The sequence below is a fragment of the Xenorhabdus aichiensis genome (assembly GCF_028598775.1).
Classification (GTDB): domain Bacteria; phylum Pseudomonadota; class Gammaproteobacteria; order Enterobacterales; family Enterobacteriaceae; genus Xenorhabdus; species Xenorhabdus bovienii.
The window spans coordinates 97,177-115,079 of sequence record NZ_JAQRFO010000002.1; the positions used below are offsets into that span (position 1 = coordinate 97,177).

A 17,903-nucleotide genomic window follows, 5' to 3' on the forward strand; every position below is an offset into this window, starting at 1 on the left:
ATACTCCCCCTCATTCCCTTTCGCCCAGTGGCTTCACGCCGCCAATATCCCATGATGAAAAAAGCACCGCCAGCCCCATTTTCATGGCTTGCGTAGCACTTCGCAAACTTGTCATTTTTTGGCACCTGAATAAGGCAGGTTCTCAACTCAATATTTTCTTATGGTAGAATCTTAGGTAATTGTAACTTACATGTGGATAATCAGAATGGCAGGATTTTCCAGCAAACAGCTTTCTGGTAAACATATCGTGCTCGGCATCAGCGGGGGAATCGCCGCTTATAAGACAGCTGAGCTGGTACGCCGTTTACGTGATCGCGGTGCCGAAGTACGCGTCGCCATGACGCCAGCAGCAGAAGCTTTTATTACACCACTGACCTTGCAGGCCGTATCGGGTCATCCGGTCTCCGATGACCTTTTGGACCCCGCCGCTGAAGCGGCAATGGGGCACATTGAACTGGCTAAGTGGGCTGATTTGATTATTCTCGCGCCGGCCACAGCTGATCTGCTCGCTCGTTTAACCGCAGGCATGGCAAATGATTTGGTTACCACGATTTGTTTGGCGTCAGCAGCCCCCATTGCTGTCGCTCCAGCGATGAATCAGCAGATGTACCGGGCGCAGGCAACCCAACATAACCTGAGTGTACTCAAAGAGCGTGGCGTGCTGATTTGGGGTCCTGATGAGGGAAGCCAGGCATGTGGTGACGTCGGCCCGGGAAGAATGCTTGAACCCATGGCGATGGTCGAACTAGCAACACAACATTTCAACACCAATCAAGATTTCGCCGGTCTTTGCATCACCATTACCGCAGGGCCAACTCATGAAGCTTTAGATCCTGTCCGCTTTATTACCAATCACAGTTCCGGCAAAATGGGATTTTCCATCGCACAGGCAGCAGCGGAACGCGGTGCTGACGTCACATTGATTGCAGGCCCCGTCAATTTGCCGACACCACCGGGTGTCAAACGTATCGACGTAACCAGTGCGCTGGAAATGCATGAACACGTTCAGGTAACCGCAGCTTCACAGCATATTTTCATCGGCTGTGCCGCCGTAGCAGACTACCGTTTCAAACAAATAGCGACTGAGAAAATCAAGAAACAGGGTGATGAAGTCACATTTACACTGGTGAAAAATCCTGACATTGTAGCGAGTGTTGCCGCGATGGCAGAAAATCGTCCATTTGTCGTTGGATTTGCAGCCGAAACCCAGAATGTGGAAGAATACGCCCGCGGAAAACTCAAGCAGAAGCATCTGGACTTGATTTGCGCAAATAATGTATCTCTGGCCGAACATGGCTTCAACAGTGATACCAACGCATTACATCTATTCTGGCATGATGGCAGCGTTAATTTACCTCACAGTAGTAAATTACAGCTCGGCCACTGTTTATTAGACGAGATACTCAAACGCTATGACGAAAAAAATCGACGTTAAAATCCTTGATCCCCGCATTGGGCAAGAATTTCCCCTACCGACTTATGCTACACCTGGCTCTGCGGGTTTAGATTTACGTGCTTGTCTGGATAATGCAGTAGAACTGGCTCCCGGCCAGACTGAACTCCTGCCAACAGGGATCGCCATCCATATCGCAGATGAACAATTGGCGGCAGTTATTCTTCCCCGCTCCGGTCTGGGTCACAAACACGGTGTGGTTCTGGGGAATCTGGTGGGGCTTATCGATTCTGATTATCAGGGACAGCTGATGGTTTCAGTTTGGAACCGTAGTGATAAAATGTTCATCATTGAACCCGGTGAGCGCATTGCCCAAATGGTTTTTGTGCCTGTTGTACAGGCCGAATTTAACTTGGTTGAAGATTTTGAAACCAGCGAACGCGGCAGTGGTGGTTTTGGTCATTCCGGTCGTCAATAACTTTCCGTAAAGCCTGATACCGTCAACCGATTTTCATATTTTTTGCCCATGATCGTGGTGGGCAAAAAATAGCTGGATTTGTTTTGCTGTTTTAGCAGGGGTCTTATCAGACATGGCAGAAAAAGAACGTACAAAAAAGAAAAATAGACGTGAGGAAATCTTGCAGGCACTGGCACATATGCTTGAATCCAGTGATGGTAGTCAGCGCATTACTACAGCAAAGCTCGCCGCAAACGTTGGGGTTTCTGAAGCAGCACTTTATCGTCATTTTCCAAGCAAAACCCGGATGTTTGACAGCCTGATTGAATTTATTGAAGATACTTTGATTTCACGCATCAATCTGATCCTGCAAGATGAAAAAGACACCATTACCCGCATTCGGTTAATCCTCACCCTGCTTTTGGGCTTTGCAGAAAAGAACCCCGGATTGACCCGTATCATGACAGGTCATGCCCTGATGTTCGAACAAGACAGACTACAAAACCGCATTAACCAGCTATTTGAACGTATTGAAGCGCAGCTCCGCCAAATTTTAAAAGAGAAGAAAATACGTGATGGACAGGGATTCAATTATGACGAAACCGTACTAGCATCGCAATTACTAGCGTTTTGTGAAGGAATGCTTTCTCGTTTTGTTCGTTCTGAATTCCGCTATCGCCCGACCCAAGAGTTTGAAATACGCTGGCCATTGATATTGACCCAGCTGCAATAACTGAGCCTGCACCGTAAAATTCCCTCTTTCATGCTGAGAATGATAACGTGCGGTTTTTTCGTTGAATTGTGTTAACATGCATCTTCTAGTTGAGTTCACTATAAAGTAACTCAGTAATGGCATCATTACCGTATTACATGCGGGATGTCATTTCTACTACTCACCCCGCCCGGCCATTGGGCGAGGGATTTTTTTTGTCTCAGCTGTTTTTACCTAGCTGGCAATCAGATACCGTATTCTCTGCGATAGGCTTCCACTGCCGCCAAATGAGGCTGCATATCCGGATTTTCACGTAGATAGCTAATCAAGTCATTCAAAGTAATGATGGAAAAAACCTTGCAGTGATAGTCTCGCTCAACTTCCTGAATGGCTGAAAGCGTCTCCCGCCCGCGCTCTTGACGATCCAAACACAAGATAACACCAGACAACGTTGCACCGTGTTGTTTGATGATTTCCATCGACTCGCGGATAGCCGTTCCTGCTGTAATCACATCATCAACAACGACAACATTACCTTGCAGTGGGCTACCGACCAGCGATCCACCTTCGCCATGATCTTTAGCTTCCTTACGGTTAAAACAATAAGGCATATCGATATCATGATGTTCTGCCAACGCGACTGCCGTTGTGGTTGCAATCGGAATACCTTTATAAGCGGGTCCGAACAGCAGATCACACGAGATACCACTATCCAACAGTGCTGCCGCATAGAAACGACCAATCAATGCCAAATCACGCCCAGTATTAAACAGCCCCGCATTAAAAAAATAGGGGCTCTGGCGGCCGGACTTCAGTGTAAATTCACCAAATTTCAGCACCTGCTTCTTCAGTGCCAGCTCAATAAATTCGCGCTGATAGGCTTTCATTGGAGTTTCTCCTCTTTGATTTCTTGTCATACTTATCGCCATTTTGCAGGCATAAAAAAGGCGACTATTCAGCCGCCTGATCAATTTATTTATTTCAACGCATCTCGCTGCGCTGCAAAAATCGTTTCCAACCCCTCTTTGGCGAGGGAAAGCAATGAGAGCAATTCATCATGGCTGAACGGTTCACCTTCTGCCGTGCCTTGCACTTCAATCATCCGGCCGTCATCCATCATGACGATATTCATATCAGTTTCAGCCGCTGAGTCTTCGACATATTCCAGATCACAAAGACCTTCACCCTTAACAATCCCGACAGACACTGCCGCTACCATTGATTTCATTGGGCTTTTTTTCAGCTTGCCATCAGCAACCAGCTTGTTCAGCGCATCCACCAGTGCCACACACGCGCCAGAGATGGCAGCAGTCCGCGTACCACCATCAGCCTGAATCACATCGCAATCCAGCGTAATAGTATATTCACCCAATTTTTTCAAATCTACTGCGGCACGCAGTGAACGTGCAATCAGGCGCTGGATTTCCATTGTACGGCCAGTCTGCTTGCCTCTGGCGGCTTCGCGGGCATTACGGCTATTGGTTGCCCGTGGCAACATACCATATTCAGCCGTGATCCAACCTTGCCCCTGGCCTTTCAGGAAACGAGGAATTCCTTCTTCAACGGAGGCATTACATAACACTTTGGTATCCCCGAACTCCACCAGAACCGAGCCTTCCGCGTGTTTGGTGTAATGACGGGTCATTTTAATAGGACGCACCTGTCCTGCCGCTCTTCCTGCTGGACGCTTTCCTACTGGACTCATAGTGTTCTCTCCGCTGTTAAAACATTATTGGGGGCGCATTATACGGCCTAACACGGCGAATGCCTATCCTGCATCTACGCAGGGCGTTATAATCCGCCCATCATTCTATAAATTGGAAACGAATTATGATCCGTAGTATGACCGCTTTTGCGCGGCGAGATATCAAGAGCGATTGGGGAAACGCAGCATGGGAACTGCGTTCCGTCAATCAACGTTACCTGGAGACTTACATTCGCCTGCCTGAGCAATTCAGAAGCCTTGAGCCAGTCATCCGCGAACGCATTCGTTCCCGCCTGACTCGCGGCAAAGTGGAGTGTAACCTGCGTTTTGATCTGGATACCCGTGCTCAGGGAACCTTGATGCTGAATGAAAATCTGGCAAAACAGCTGGTTGAGGCAGCAAACTGGATTAAACAGCAAAGCAATCAAGGTGAAATCAATCCAGTAGATATCCTGCGCTGGCCGGGCGTGATGTCCGCCGAAGAACAAGATTTAGACGCCATCAGCACACAATTGCTGGCAGAGCTTGATCTAGCTCTTGATGCCTTTATCCAAAGCCGTGAAACAGAAGGACAGGCACTTAAAACGCTGATTGAGCAGCGTTTGGATGCAGTAACAGAAGAAGCCAGCAAAATCCGCCAGCAAATGCCAGAAATCTTGCAATGGCAGCGTGAACGCTTACAGACCAAACTGGAAGAAGCACAGATTCAGTTGGAAAATAACCGTCTTGAGCAGGAGCTGATTCTAATGGCACAACGCATTGATGTGGCAGAAGAGCTGGATCGTCTGGATGCTCATGTAAAAGAGACACGTAATATTCTGAAAAAGAAAGAAGCCGTTGGCCGCCGGCTGGATTTTATGATGCAGGAATTTAACCGCGAGTCGAATACACTGGCGTCGAAATCGATTAATGCAGATGTGACAAATTCAGCGATTGAATTAAAGGTGCTGATTGAGCAGATGCGCGAGCAAATCCAAAATATTGAATAGCGTTTTATAGCATATCAGAACAAATCATAAAGCCAGTATATACTTTGTTATAACTGGCTTTTTTACTATCAGAGCATTGCAGAGCGAATCACAGTAGCTCATGATTAGCGTGTACCCCTAGGGTGTACCCTTAACGATCACAGAACCTATTTAGGGGTATACAGCTATTTTTTTATTGGAGATTGCGCAATGCCTAAACTCACAGATAAAGAGATCAGGGCATGGATAAAGTCAGGCGAAAGGTTCGAAGGGAAAGCGGACGGCAACGGGCTATACTCGCCGATCGTAACCCGTCCACCAATGATGGATGGGCATAAGGAATATCAATGGGTTAAACTTCCATTTTTCTAATTAATTGATTTTACGCAATTCTGTCACAGAACCAGAGTTTATGAAGCTGATTTATTCATATTGATCTCCTTAAAGGTTTACACCATACTTATTTTTACATCAAATTTTAAAATCTGAGGTAATATGGCTAAACACCCTGTAGAACAATCACCTAAGCTTGATTTTACAAATCTGGATTTTGTTAAATTCGGGATATACCTCAATGAATACAGTATTGTTGATAAGCAAGGAAGATACCTCCATTGGAGTCAGCTTAAATGGCGAGTTCCCAGCAAAGAAGCTGAAAACATCTGGTATGCGGTAAAGTTCCGTAGAGATCAGGCAAAAAAAAGCATGGGCTTGTTTGATAAAAACGGGAATGAGTTTCATTTTTGCATACATGATTCGCTGGAACCGAAGTTACATAAAATTGTACAACTTGGTGCAGGTAAGGTTGCCGCAATCGCAGGATCTCAAGCATCTGGTCATGTTCAACAAAATTATTTAGTTTCATCTTTACTGATGGAAGAAGCTATCACCAGCGCTCAATTGGAAGGTGCAGCAACTACCCGGGCTGATGCAAAGAAAATGCTAGAGGAGGAATTAGCGCCTAGCACTCCTGATGAGAAAATGATTCTGAATAATTATATGCTATTAAGGCTAGCGGATAAAAGAAAACAAGAACCCCTTACAAGGGATCTGATGCTTGAATTTCACAGAATAGCTACTCATGGTGTATCTGAAAATGAAAATATACCGGGGGAATTTAGATGCAGTAATGATATCTATATTGGAAATGATGATAACCCATTATTTTACCCGCCAAACTATGAAGAGTTAGAAAACAGGTTAGAAGAATTATGTGTTTTTGCTAACGAAAATCATAATGGAGAGGATGGTAGAAAATTTATACCGCCAGTAATAAAAGCGATTATTCTTCATTTTATGATGGGGTATGAACACGCATTTAGAGACGGGAATGGCAGAACTGCAAGGGCAATATTCTATTGGTATATGCTAAAAAATAGTTATGATATTTTTGAATATATTTCAATAAGCAAGGTTATCAAGGAACACGCTAAAGACTATGGTATGTCATATCTTTATGTTCAAAAAGATTATGGGGATTTAACTTATTTTATCGATTTTAATGTGAATATTATTCTAAGCGCATTTGATGAATTACAAGAATATTTAAAAGTAAAAACAAAAGAATTTTATGAAATTGTTAATGTGTTGGAAAATTCAAAGTATAAAAGTAAGCTAAACTTTATTCAGAAAGATTTAATCAAAAAAGGTATAAAAGAACCCGGAAGATTGTTTAAAGTGAAATCGGTTCAAAATGTCTATGATATCAGTGAAAATACAGCCAGAAAATTACTTAGAGAGCTTGAGGCAATAAATATATTTCTTCCTATAAAAATAAGACGAACAACTCATTATATTGCCCCCGCAGATCTACGCAGTAGGCTAAATAAGATATCAAAATCGTAGGACGCTTTTTCTCACTCCTCACGAAGCGAGGCATCACGCTGTCAAAGCACTGAAAAAGATGGAAGAGCCGAAGACGGAAGCTGAAATACAGGCCTTGATAGAGCGCACACAGCAGACCATGAACGAAAGCAACCCTCTATAGCTCGGAACGTTAAACGTACCAACCCACTTACTGAATTTGCAGAGCGTAATTTTACGCTTTGCCATGAAAACAATGAGTAACAGGATGGTCAGCCCCAGTTCCTCTATCCACTGAATACGATATTCGTCGTCAGTCGTTACCCGTTATGAGGCGCTGTCTGATAAAGAGCCTAGGTAGCACAGCGAACGCTCCTCTGCTGATTGAATAATCTGCAATTAAAGTGTACATTTAATATGTACATTAAAGGAGGTACAACATGCGTACATACACCTCAACCCAAGCCCGGGCCAATATTTCAGAAGTGCTGGATGCCGCCACTCACGGCGAACCGGTTGAAATCACCCGCAGAGACGGCAGTGCCGCAGTGGTGATCAGCAAGACTGAGTTCGAGGCTTACCAGAATGCCAAATTGGATGCAGAGTTTGATCTGATGATGCAGCGCCATGGTCACACTATAAAAGCGCTGACTGACCGATGATTTTGGTAAGCGCACAGGAAGTTATCGCTTTCCATGACCATCTATTACGACGCTTTCCCGGCGTTGCTGGAATGCCCGATCCCAGCAGAGCAGAAGCGCTAATTTATCGGGTGCAAAATCGTACACACTATGAAGGTGTAACAGACGTTTTTGAACTCGCCGCTACTTACTGGGTTGCTATCGCTCGTGGTCATATCTTTAATGATGGCAACAAGCGCACAGCGTTTTTCGTCACCATGACCTTTCTCTACCGTAACGGTATCAAGATCCGTGATAACGACAATACGTTGGAAAACTTAACGGTGGAGGCCGCTACTGGTGAGAAAACCGTTAATCAGCTAGCACAGCACTTGCGAGAGTTAGTGGATAATATCGCCTCAATTAGTTAAGCACTTCTGATAACCTCACTCAAGATGAAAAAAAGCGGCATTATTTTTTAAAATAATGCCGTTGATAATATTACAGGATAGAGAAACCCTGATTATCATTATTTCCCAGCAGGAATTTTTGCTGATTTCCATGCAGTAAATAATGCCAATAGTGGGGTAATGGCGAAGAGTAAAAATAACCAATAAGAAGAGGAGGAAGCACCACTGACGCCACCGGGTTGGTAAAACCCAAACACATTAACGGTCATACCCGCCAACGCAGAACCAAATGCGCTCGCAGATAGCTGAACGATGGTAATAGATGCTCCCGCGATATCTTTATCAGAATCGGCAGAAACCTGTAAGATGCGGGTCACAATATGCGGCCAGCCAAAACCGACCCCAAAACCAAATAGCCCCAGCCCAAGAATAAGCGGCAATATGGTTTGCCACTGACCTGACGATGAGCGCGGCAGCATAACAATCAGCAACACCATGCCAAGCAACATAAAAATAGGGCCACTCACAATAGAGAACCGCATCTTTGCTCCCTGCCAACCTGCGCTGAGTATTTCTGCAATCGTCCAGCCTACCGCTGCTGCTGCAATCATATATCCAGAAGCCAGTGGAGATTGCCCATGCAGAACTTGCAGAAAATAAGGAACAAAAACGTCACTCGACAGGCCAATCACTAATAACAACATGGTTGTGAACAATACCAGATGAGGGGAACGTAAACTCAACGCATTCTGGGGCAATAATTTCACTAGGGTACGGCGCTCATGGATAATCAATAACGCGATCAATACCACAGCTGCAATGATACCACTAATATTGGCCTTCACATCTTGTGACAAGCTACCTGCGGAAACCGCCATAACCGCAGCCGACAACAGAAACAGCTGTACAATCGGCAATGCTGCTTTGGCTTCACTCTGTACATTTTTTTTCGGTAAAATCAGGTAGGTGAATAAGGCGTACAACAGCGTGATTGGCAACATGATGCCAAAAGCATAACGCCATGTGTCCATTTCAGCAAAAATGCCGCCGATGGCAGGCCCGGCTAAAGTCGCTACGCCCCACATACCAGAAATCAACGCCATAGCACGAGGCCAGAGTGATTGGGGGAAAACCAGATTTACCATGGAATATGAAAGTGCGAACAGCAACCCACCGCCAAATCCTTGAATAGTTCTCCCAATCAACATCACTTCCATCGTCGGTGCCAACGTACAGAATAAACTTCCTACAAAAAAGACCAGTGCCGCAATCAGATAGGATTTTCTCGCTCCCGAGGCTCTCAATAATCGTGCGGAAAGTATCGCCCCAATGATTGATGTCACAACAAACAGCGTTGTATTCCAAGCATAGAGATTCAACCCTCCAATATCGTTGACGACAGAAGGCAAGATGGTAATCGCGATTAAAGAGTTGATAGCAACTAATGCTACACCCAGTGAAAGCGCCATTGCATTCGCCGCATTTTTGCTGGAGAAAAGATCACTCCAGCTATTTTCCTCAGTTACTATCATGATTATTGTCCTGAACACCAGTTGAGTTGTGAAAAGTCTTACGATAAATTAAACAAGATAAATCTTGGAATAAATTAATGTCGGGCTCAACAATATGTCAAGCATTTACTTGGAAAACAATATCATAACTGCTCAAACTGTGAGCGAACGGTTATTGATGCTACTGAAAACACGAGGCGCCATGCAAGCCTCTGATGCAGGCAAAATATTGGGAACCTCTGGAGAAGCTGCTCGTCAACAATTTGTGAAACTGGCTAAAGAAGGTCTGGTTGAAGCAGAATCAGAAACGAGGGGAGTAGGTCGCCCTATTCAGCTTTGGCATTTAACGGACAAAGGCCACGCCCGATTCCCAAATACTCACGCAGAGTTAACGGTTCAACTGTTGACAATCATTCGCAGTCAACTCGGCGAAACTGCCATGGATTTAATCATCAACACTCGCGAACAAAAAACTTCTGCCAGCTATAAAATCGCGATGGAAGGCGCTGCGGAGTTGCAGGAAAAAATTGAGCGTCTGGTCGCAATACGCAATCAAGAAGGTTATATGGCGCAATATTCGGTTCAGGAAGATGGTGCGATTCTGTTTATTGAAAACCACTGTCCAATCTGTGCAGCCGCCACAATGTGCCAAGGATTTTGTCGGGCAGAGCTGAAACTGTTTCGGGAAATTCTGCAAGCCGAAGTGGAGAGAACGGAATATATCTTGAACGGAGACCGACGCTGCGCCTACCGTATCATCCCATTGAAATAGACTGGATAAAACCTACACGACGGTAAACGCGTAGGTTTTATTCGCCTTAATGTCCATTAGATTCAACCAAATACAAAATCCATCAGTTCATCCTTGGTTGGTGCGCCATCAGGGCCAGAACGGCTGACAGTCACGGCCGCAACACGGTTACCCAGTTCCACCGCATCAGGCAGCGACATCCCCTGAGACAGCCCAGCCAACATACCGCCACAATGCGCATCACCCGCACCAATGGTATCCTCAACGCTGACCTGATAAGCAGGAATATATTCCGGTTCGCAGCCCGGCTGACATATCCACGCTCCCTCTGCACCAAGACGAACAATGGCAGTGAATCCCCGCTCATTAACATAACGGCGAGCCTGTATCACAGGATCGCCGGCACCACACAGCATCGCCGTTTCATCAAGATTCAAGCTCAATATCGTTCTTTCAGCAGGCAATGCTTGAATAAATTCCCTATCTATATCAGGCAAGCGAGGACCAAAATCCAATACCAATGTCAGCCCTGTGGGAGAAGCCAGCAACCATTCACGCAAAGCGTCTGCTTTGGGATTTGCCAATTCATAGCCGCTGAAATAGATATACCCCTGCTCCGGAAGCGGAATAGTCGCCAGAATATCGGTATTCCAACTATCGTCACAACCGGGGACAGAAACGTATATGCGCTCATCATCAGGCGTCATCATGGCAATGCACCAGCTATTGTCACGTTTTGGATGACGTAATGTCACCGTTAATCCGAGCATTTCCATCTCTTCTGTGACACGTTCTCCCCAAACACCATTACCCACAAATACGCCATTGATGACCGGAATTTGAAGACGGCACAAGGCTCGCACAACGTTGAAGGCACAGCCGCCTACTTGCCGATCAACTTCTTCAGCTTCCCAATATTCACCGCTGTGGGGTAATTCAGATAACCTGAGAACAATATCTCCTGTAGCCGAACCCATAACCACAACAGGCAGTAAAGGCACCTTCATCTTGTATACCTACCCAGCATCAAATACAGACCATAACAAATAAAACTGACAAAAAATGACAGGAACAGGCCAAAACTGGAATTCGCAAAAACTCCAACTGCCCATGGCCCACTGATAAAGTCATTTTTCGTCACCAAAAAACCGACAAATGCGCCCAGTAACCAACACAATACGGGGATCCATTTAATGCCACCATTTGGACCAATATCATTGTACAAACTATCGGTACAATAACCCTGCTTACGGCGGACGATAATGTAATCAAGTAAGAATACCGCCTCCCACGGAGCCAGAAACACACCGCAGAATAACAGGAATGAGACAAATGGCCCCATGAAGTCGCCAGTAACAAAAAGAAGATAAATCGCAAGAGTCAGAACAATAATGGAATCAATGGTGACAGCATGGATCTGTTTGACTTTTATCCCTAATGTCAAAAAGTTCAAGCTAGCAGAATAGAGGCTCAAAACTGCCATTGTCACTATCCCTGCCGTTGCCGTCATTAAGTAAGGGATCACCATCCAATCCGGCAAAATAGAGCCAATTTGGGCGATAGGGTTCTCTGATGTGGGAAGATGAGGTAATTGAACAGAGAGCAGAATGCCCGCAAACAATAGCAGAACCAAAGGAATCATTCCTCCCGCAGTTACCGCTGTGAAAATTTTTAATTTGGAAGAACTTTCGCTCTGATAGCGGCTGTAATCCGCTCCCGTCGCCGCCCATGCGATGCCAGTCCCCGCCGCAACCACCGAAACCGCAGGCAGGAAGCCCGTTAACCAACTGCCGGATGGCATAGCCAGCACCGCTTCCCACTCTGTCGTAAACAGAATATAGAACACGACAGCCAGTGTCATCGCGCCAAAAACGTGGATAATCCAGCGCTGCATGGCAATGAGCATCTCTTTTCCCAGCAGAGTGACGCCAATTGACAGCCCTGCAAATAATATCATGCTGATCACGGTCAAAAGTGTACTTTCAGCGAGCCCGCAAGCCTGAAATAACGCGGAGAGTGTTAAAGTTCCAGTAACGATATTAATGGACTCCCACCCAAGGGAGATGCCCCAGAAAATCATGGTCGGCGCAATATTTCCCCTGATGCCAAAAATGTTACGAGAAAGCGTCAGGGTTGAAGTTCTTCCCAGTTTACCGCTGAAACTGAGATAACCCACTAAGGCAAAACTGGATAGCCCTATCAATACCGCAAGTGCAGATTGTAGAAAAGAGAGTTTAAAGGAAACAATAATGGCACCGTAAATAATGCCGAGAATACCAATGTTGGCGGCCGACCAGATCCAGAACAAATCCATCGGTGTACCTGTGCGTTCTGAAGGAGGGACAATATCAATACCTGTGTGTTCTACCTTCCAGAATCCCTGATTATTCTGCTGTGTACCCATTACGTTTTCCATCATTGTCTCAAGGGAAGATGCTTAAGACACAAGGAATAAAGCCCTACCTGAGTTGATTTGACTAATCTGTAACATTTCCTTGGCAGGAAACACGATTATATTGAATAACGTCCTGAAAACGGCTCTGGTCACGGTTTGAAGGGTACTCACTCCCCTAGGTTGGCACAAACAATCGCGCACATTATCGGAGTACCATCAAAAATCTCACCATGACCAGAGCACTACGTACCGACTCGATTAACCCTTGACGAAGCCAACAAAGCCTCTGATTCTTCAAGTGCCCCATAGCAACTCGACGGTCGCTATGTTATTCCAGAGCCGGCATGATGCTCAGACTTTGAATTTGAAGAATACATAACACACCTATTTCTCGCATCAGATCAGGTAGTTTCAAAGTGATACTGACAAACTCCCGACTTCTTATATAAGCAAGATTTATACTTTACATCAATTATTAAGGCCAATGAAAGTCCAATATTGTCATTATGTGATGCCAATCTAATTCCAATACACTCTTACCTTAGTGTAAATGCTAATGTACACTTACCCTGCCAAATAACCGGGGTTAAAAAGAATGCCAAATCACTTTGTTGACTGGGTACGCGAAGAACTGAAAAAGAAAAGTAGTAGTCCTCGTTACATACAATTACAACAAGTCATTGAAATTGCGATTAAAAAACAGTTAATAAACGAGGATGATTTTTTACCGCCTGAGCGTCGGTTAGCTGAATTACTCAATATATCGCGAGTAACAGTCAGTAAGGCTATGCAGCTCTTGGAAGAAAAAGAGGTGATCATACGCCAGCAAGGTGTTGGTACGCAGGTTGCCAAGCCCGGTGGAGGCTCACTCAATCAGGCCGTGGGTTTCACTTCCCAGATCGTGAAGGAGGGTGGAACGGTATCCAATTATTGGTTATCGCGGCGTATCATTCCTGCACCGGAAGATATTGCCAAGAAATTATCCATTAACATCGGTGAAAAAATTGCTGAACTGCGTCGTATCCGTCTTGCCAACGGTACACCGGTTTCCCTTGAAAATACCTATATTCCCCGTGAATATCTGCCCAATCCTGAATTATTGGAAGGTTCCCTGTATGCGCATTGGGAAGAGCAAGGTATTCATCTCACCAACGTAAATCACAAAATTAAGGCTATTGCCTGCTCTATGGAACTTGCCATATTGCTCAATATCGCTGAAAAATCGCCATTGCTGCAAATTCATCAAATAAGCCAGAACAATCAAAACGAGATTATTGAGTTCAGTGAAATATTATGCCGTGGTGATATTTATGGGTTGGATTTCAATGCACCACAGAATATCGACATTAAATATAATAAAAAAAGCCGTCATCAATAGACAATAAATTCAAAAAATATTCTCTCTTCCTCATTTACCTATGATGGTTTTTCACTCTCTGATTTATCCCCTTCTGCCAGACATCTGGCAGAAGGAGATAGGAATAGCTACTCTTTCCCTGCTGAACTCAATTGCTGGTAAATATAGTGTTTATAACTATTGACCAGCGCTTTGTCCTGACAGTCATTCAACGCACCATCACATAAATGACGCATCGTCATGTTGGCCTGATAGAATGGCGGTGCCGTTAATCGAGCGCGTTCCAGAATCATACCACCGAGGAAGGAGATATCCGTCAGCTTGCCTGTTGTAATGGCGGTTCCCTGCGCCAGATTATCCCGCATAGTAAATTGAGTTATGTGTGCCGGATCAGCTAACGGAGAATCATATTGCCCAAAATGAATACTCGGCTGATGATCACCAAAATAGAGGAAAAGCGTTGGTTTATCGCGTGTGGCAACAAATTCACTGAAATCCTTGATAGCAGGATCAGATGCCTTGATTTTCTCCATATAATGACTGAACTTACCTACTGCTGATGAACTCTCCAGTTTGTCCGTCAAACCGTAATCATCGCTATGCCCTTCATCATAAGGGCCGTGTTCATACATCGTCAGAGAGAATATAAAGATCGGTTTGTCCGTCTCCTTGGCCAGAATCGTTTTCACATAAGACAGCATATCCTGTGTTGGGATCGTCCATAAATTTTCCTCCAGACTGGCTGGATAACCCAGTTCCTGTGGCTGGATAATGCGATCAACACCCATTGTCTTGTAAGCGTGTCCAGCATGGTAGGCCGATTTATTGAATGGCGTCAGTACAACGGTGTAATAACCATTATCTTTCATGGCGCGAAACAGGCTGTTTTGCAGGTGATCAACGACAAAATAAAATACTGCATTTTTGCGGGAGCCGAAATCATCCGTGTTCAATCCCGTCAAAACAGAGAATTCAGATAGCCATGTTCCACCCCCAAAGGTTTGTACCCTGAGCGGACTTTGGGCGCTGACACCTGCATCACGCTGGAACATATAAAGATCCGGCAGCTGAACATTGGCAGGCAATTGGTAAATATGGGGATTAACGGTGGATTCCTGTAATAGCAGAACCACATCAGGTTTCACATCTGACTGAGGTTCAGGCAAGGTAACGCTTTTTGCCTGTTGCAGAAAATAGTCCGCAGACTCACCAAATTGGGGCGGCTGGTATTCAGTATCCTTAGCTGACATCATCATGTTAGTCATGGTTCCACGCCCTTTCGGCAATTCCCCCTGCCATGTTATGTAGTAAGCATTGGTGGTCAGATTGACGACACAGGCACCGGCGGCAACCAGCACTGCACTGGCAACGCGCCATTTTATCCCACGCGCAGGACCTGCTTTTCGCCAACTCAACACCATATTGAAGATCAACCAGACCAACATCGCAACCATCGCAACACCTGCCAGCCAATAATGACGCAGGGTTTCCTGATTTGACGGGTCTAGCATGACATTCAAATCGGAAAACATCAGGTGTTCTTTGTAGTAATGGACTTTTATCTGGTTGATGAATTTGATGATAATGAATACGGTTCCGGTAAACGCCGCCGAAAATAGCCAGCGGGCTGAAACCAAAAACGTCAGACCAAAAATGACACCGAATACGCCGACAGAAACTAATGCTGGATAGATATCACTGCTTTTTTCAAACACTATTATCCAGGACGCGATCAGCAGCACCCCCAAATAGATCCCCGAGATTATCTTTTTTTTCATACGCCATTCAGTTCCACAATTGAGTTCAGTTTTGCACCGACCGATGAAAATAGCATGGTTGCCCGATATACCGTGCATAAAATAAGGCAGCCTTTTTCGTTAAAACCATTCATCTGAAACCATTTCGCGAAAAAAGTTCACGAAATTAATTCGGCTAGAGCAATTTTTTAGAGCATTCCCTCATCCCGCAGAATATGCCAATCAGCTTTTCTGCGGGTAAATCCCGTGCGGTCAAAAAACTCCAGTATTTGGATCGCCAGTTTTCGCCCAACACCCAATGCATTGCGAAAGTCCACTGCGGATATTCCGCCGTTATCCTGATTATATTTGCGGATCACATCAGCGAATTGCTGAATGCGCCTGCGATGATAATAACGATCAGACACGATGGCAGTAACCAATCCCAGTTGTGCCGCTTTCCGTAGCAAATAGCGAATGGTTTCCTCTTCTTTCCCCATTTCGGCTGCCAAATCACGTACCCACCACGCTTCATCCTTGAAATAAGGCTCTGCGGTTGACCAGAGGCTGGCTTGTTCTTCCGTAAACGCCAGCCCATGTTCCGGCAGATGCAGCCAGCCATGAGTCTGTTTTAGCGCTTTTCGCTCAAGCAGAAGATGAATCAGTGCATAAACCAGCGCGTCATCCAGTGCAGGCAACGCCATTCGTTTTAAACGCGCTTTTCCCAATCCCAGCTGATCAGGGTGTTTCTCGTGATATTCAGTCAAAATCTGTAATAACTTTTGTTCCTCCAACATTGCGTTAGGTTGTGACAGCATCATGCCGTCAGCAATAATGACTTCAACATCGGCCAGCAGACGGTTCAGTGTCTTTTCTGTCAGTTGACGCGCCCATGCAAAATGGCTGAGTGACAGCGCCCCACGCGGTAAATGCAGGGCAAGATTTTCCGTATGGCTAGAAGATTGAGCCAGTTGAGCTAACCAATTCAGAAATTCAGGCTGACGTTTGCCTCTACGCGGAGAGTTCAGGTTAATCACTCGCGCCCCCGCCAGCGTTCTTCTGGCACTGATATCCCGCAGGATCAGACGATCATTCTCCGCCAGCCACAATGGGCGATCCAACACCAGTTCAGCTAATACCGGCGTTTCTGAAAGCGAGGTCAATAGCGAAATACGGCCGGTTATATGACTGGCAGCATGGTGAATATGGAGAGATTGCCAGTTTTGCAGCGGTTCATCGGTTTCGACTTCCACCAACACTTTTTCCGTCGCAAACAACGGTTTTTGTGACAGCAACCAATCGCCACGGGAAATCTGTACCTTGCTGATATCACCCGCGATATTCAGTGCGATACGTTGCCCCGCCTGCGCAGATTGCGTTGTTTGATTCTGAGCATGTAAGCCACGTACTCGGACTGTCTGCTCTCTGTCTATTTGATCATGATTGGTCAGCCACAATATATCCCCTACATTGACGCTACCAGCGAGTGCCGTTCCCGTTACCACCAATCCAGCCCCTTTGACAGTAAAAGCACGATCGATTGCCAAACGAAAACGTTGATTCAATTTTTCATGCTGCTGATGTTGTTGGTGAATCGCGATCAAATGCTGCCTGAACTCGGCAATACCATCCCCCGTTGCCGCCGCTGTCACAAACAGGGGCGCCGATTGCCAACCTTGTGTCATCAGCAATTGTCGGGTCTGCTGCTGGATTTCATCAATCCGCGCCTGTTCGACACAATCGGCTTTAGTCAGTACAACGGTAACGGCAGGGCATCCGATTAACCGCAGGATCGCCAAATGTTCACGCGTCTGCGCCATCACGCCATCATCACAGGCGACGACGAGCAGGATATGATCAATGCCACCCACACCCGCCAGCATATTGGACAAAAATTTTTCATGTCCGGGTACATCGACAAACCCCACGGAAGTGCCGTCCCGTTGCGGCCAGTAGGCATAGCCGAGATCGATAGTCATGCCCCGTTTTTTTTCTTCCGGTAAATGAGTGGTATCGACACCCGTAATCGCCTGAATTAACGTGGTTTTACCGTGATCAACATGGCCTGCTGTAGCAAAAATCATA

At 45.7% G+C, this 17,903-nt stretch carries 16 protein-coding genes and 1 pseudogene; 10 read left to right on the plus strand and 7 right to left on the minus strand.

Going from position 1 to position 17,903, the window contains the following annotated elements; translation table 11 throughout:
• Positions 1–205 precede the first annotated feature (205 nt).
• The 3 genes from coaBC (at position 206) to slmA (ending at position 2,583) form a co-directional block, all read left to right on the plus strand.
• Entirely contained in the window at positions 206–1,435 is a 1,230-nt protein-coding gene (gene coaBC, locus PSI22_RS01785) for a bifunctional phosphopantothenoylcysteine decarboxylase/phosphopantothenate--cysteine ligase CoaBC (protein ID WP_273578168.1), read from the plus strand.
• Complete coding sequence (dut, locus tag PSI22_RS01790; RefSeq protein WP_273578170.1) at positions 1,413–1,871, plus strand: dUTP diphosphatase; 459 nt, start codon at positions 1,413–1,415, stop codon at positions 1,869–1,871. The genes coaBC and dut overlap by 23 nt, the downstream gene beginning before the upstream one ends.
• 112 nt (positions 1,872–1,983) lie before the next feature.
• Positions 1,984–2,583, plus strand: a complete 600-nt coding sequence (gene slmA, locus PSI22_RS01795; protein WP_038258776.1) for a nucleoid occlusion factor SlmA — start codon at positions 1,984–1,986, stop codon at positions 2,581–2,583.
• A 224-nt stretch (positions 2,584–2,807) separates the two neighbouring features.
• Here slmA and pyrE read toward each other — a convergent pair whose 3' ends face one another.
• Positions 2,808–3,449: an orotate phosphoribosyltransferase gene (gene pyrE, locus PSI22_RS01800; protein ID WP_273578292.1), complete on the minus strand. Its 642-nt coding sequence runs from the start codon at positions 3,447–3,449 to the stop codon at positions 2,808–2,810.
• Positions 3,450–3,538: 89 nt separating this feature from the next.
• Entirely contained in the window at positions 3,539–4,267 is a 729-nt protein-coding gene (gene rph / locus PSI22_RS01805; RefSeq protein WP_273578172.1) for a ribonuclease PH, read from the minus strand.
• Positions 4,268–4,392: 125 nt separating this feature from the next.
• On the opposite strand from rph, the gene PSI22_RS01810 reads away from it, so the two are divergent.
• The 5 genes and pseudogenes from PSI22_RS01810 to PSI22_RS01830 all read left to right on the plus strand — a co-directional run bounded on the left by PSI22_RS01810 (position 4,393) and on the right by PSI22_RS01830 (position 8,089).
• The gene (locus PSI22_RS01810; RefSeq protein WP_273578174.1) at positions 4,393–5,256 is read left to right on the plus strand and encodes a YicC/YloC family endoribonuclease; all 864 of its coding nucleotides are present in this window, start codon (positions 4,393–4,395) and stop codon (positions 5,254–5,256) included.
• A 189-nt stretch (positions 5,257–5,445) separates the two neighbouring features.
• Positions 5,446–5,532, plus strand: a pseudogene (locus PSI22_RS01815) (recombinase); the annotation flags it as partial.
• A 198-nt stretch (positions 5,533–5,730) separates the two neighbouring features.
• Positions 5,731–7,080: a Fic family protein gene (locus PSI22_RS01820; RefSeq protein WP_273578176.1), complete on the plus strand. Its 1,350-nt coding sequence runs from the start codon at positions 5,731–5,733 to the stop codon at positions 7,078–7,080.
• A 398-nt stretch (positions 7,081–7,478) separates the two neighbouring features.
• A complete protein-coding gene (locus tag PSI22_RS01825) occupies positions 7,479–7,700 on the plus strand; it encodes a type II toxin-antitoxin system Phd/YefM family antitoxin (protein ID WP_038197247.1) in 222 nt (73 codons plus the stop codon).
• Entirely contained in the window at positions 7,697–8,089 is a 393-nt protein-coding gene (locus PSI22_RS01830; RefSeq protein WP_273578178.1) for a type II toxin-antitoxin system death-on-curing family toxin, read from the plus strand. Before PSI22_RS01825 ends, PSI22_RS01830 begins: the two co-directional genes overlap by 4 nt.
• A 98-nt stretch (positions 8,090–8,187) precedes the next feature.
• On the opposite strand, the gene PSI22_RS01835 is transcribed toward PSI22_RS01830, so the two are convergent.
• Positions 8,188–9,600, minus strand: a complete 1,413-nt coding sequence (locus PSI22_RS01835) for an MFS transporter (protein WP_273578180.1) — start codon at positions 9,598–9,600, stop codon at positions 8,188–8,190.
• 94 nt (positions 9,601–9,694) lie between these two features.
• Between PSI22_RS01835 and PSI22_RS01840 the strand changes: the two genes are divergently transcribed.
• Entirely contained in the window at positions 9,695–10,351 is a 657-nt protein-coding gene (locus tag PSI22_RS01840; protein ID WP_273578182.1) for a helix-turn-helix transcriptional regulator, read from the plus strand.
• 62 nt (positions 10,352–10,413) lie between these two features.
• Here the strand turns inward: PSI22_RS01840 and PSI22_RS01845 are convergent, their stop codons facing one another.
• Entirely contained in the window at positions 10,414–11,337 is a 924-nt protein-coding gene (locus PSI22_RS01845) for a PfkB family carbohydrate kinase (RefSeq protein WP_273578184.1), read from the minus strand.
• Complete coding sequence (locus PSI22_RS01850; RefSeq protein ID WP_273578295.1) at positions 11,334–12,734, minus strand: purine-cytosine permease family protein; 1,401 nt, start codon at positions 12,732–12,734, stop codon at positions 11,334–11,336. The genes PSI22_RS01845 and PSI22_RS01850 overlap by 4 nt, the downstream gene beginning before the upstream one ends.
• 586 nt (positions 12,735–13,320) lie before the next feature.
• Here PSI22_RS01850 and PSI22_RS01855 point away from each other — a divergent pair.
• Positions 13,321–14,103: a GntR family transcriptional regulator gene (locus PSI22_RS01855; RefSeq protein ID WP_273578186.1), complete on the plus strand. Its 783-nt coding sequence runs from the start codon at positions 13,321–13,323 to the stop codon at positions 14,101–14,103.
• A 107-nt stretch (positions 14,104–14,210) separates the two neighbouring features.
• On the opposite strand, the gene PSI22_RS01860 is transcribed toward PSI22_RS01855, so the two are convergent.
• Together PSI22_RS01860 and selB are read right to left on the minus strand one after the other, a co-directional pair.
• The gene (locus PSI22_RS01860) at positions 14,211–15,860 is read right to left on the minus strand and encodes an LTA synthase family protein (protein ID WP_273578188.1); all 1,650 of its coding nucleotides are present in this window, start codon (positions 15,858–15,860) and stop codon (positions 14,211–14,213) included.
• Positions 15,861–16,027: 167 nt separating this feature from the next.
• Complete coding sequence (gene selB / locus PSI22_RS01865) at positions 16,028–17,902, minus strand: selenocysteine-specific translation elongation factor (protein ID WP_273578297.1); 1,875 nt, start codon at positions 17,900–17,902, stop codon at positions 16,028–16,030.
• Position 17,903 lies beyond the last annotated feature (1 nt).

Excerpts from the sequence above, each read along its gene's own strand:
- coaBC (WP_273578168.1), top strand. The coding sequence starts at position 206 with ATGGCAGGATTTTCCAGCAAACAGCTTTCTGGTAAACATATCGTGCTC.
- dut (WP_273578170.1), top strand. The coding sequence starts at position 1,413 with ATGACGAAAAAAATCGACGTTAAAATCCTTGATCCCCGCATTGGGCAA.
- slmA (WP_038258776.1), top strand. The coding sequence starts at position 1,984 with ATGGCAGAAAAAGAACGTACAAAAAAGAAAAATAGACGTGAGGAAATC.
- pyrE (WP_273578292.1), bottom strand. The coding sequence starts at position 3,449 with ATGAAAGCCTATCAGCGCGAATTTATTGAGCTGGCACTGAAGAAGCAG.
- rph (WP_273578172.1), bottom strand. The coding sequence starts at position 4,267 with ATGAGTCCAGTAGGAAAGCGTCCAGCAGGAAGAGCGGCAGGACAGGTG.
- PSI22_RS01810 (WP_273578174.1), top strand. The coding sequence starts at position 4,393 with ATGATCCGTAGTATGACCGCTTTTGCGCGGCGAGATATCAAGAGCGAT.
- PSI22_RS01820 (WP_273578176.1), top strand. The coding sequence starts at position 5,731 with ATGGCTAAACACCCTGTAGAACAATCACCTAAGCTTGATTTTACAAAT.
- PSI22_RS01825 (WP_038197247.1), top strand. The coding sequence starts at position 7,479 with ATGCGTACATACACCTCAACCCAAGCCCGGGCCAATATTTCAGAAGTG.
- PSI22_RS01830 (WP_273578178.1), top strand. The coding sequence starts at position 7,697 with ATGATTTTGGTAAGCGCACAGGAAGTTATCGCTTTCCATGACCATCTA.
- PSI22_RS01835 (WP_273578180.1), bottom strand. The coding sequence starts at position 9,600 with ATGATAGTAACTGAGGAAAATAGCTGGAGTGATCTTTTCTCCAGCAAA.
- PSI22_RS01840 (WP_273578182.1), top strand. The coding sequence starts at position 9,695 with ATGTCAAGCATTTACTTGGAAAACAATATCATAACTGCTCAAACTGTG.
- PSI22_RS01845 (WP_273578184.1), bottom strand. The coding sequence starts at position 11,337 with ATGAAGGTGCCTTTACTGCCTGTTGTGGTTATGGGTTCGGCTACAGGA.
- PSI22_RS01850 (WP_273578295.1), bottom strand. The coding sequence starts at position 12,734 with ATGGGTACACAGCAGAATAATCAGGGATTCTGGAAGGTAGAACACACA.
- PSI22_RS01855 (WP_273578186.1), top strand. The coding sequence starts at position 13,321 with ATGCCAAATCACTTTGTTGACTGGGTACGCGAAGAACTGAAAAAGAAA.
- PSI22_RS01860 (WP_273578188.1), bottom strand. The coding sequence starts at position 15,860 with ATGAAAAAAAAGATAATCTCGGGGATCTATTTGGGGGTGCTGCTGATC.
- selB (WP_273578297.1), bottom strand. The coding sequence starts at position 17,902 with ATGATTTTTGCTACAGCAGGCCATGTTGATCACGGTAAAACCACGTTA.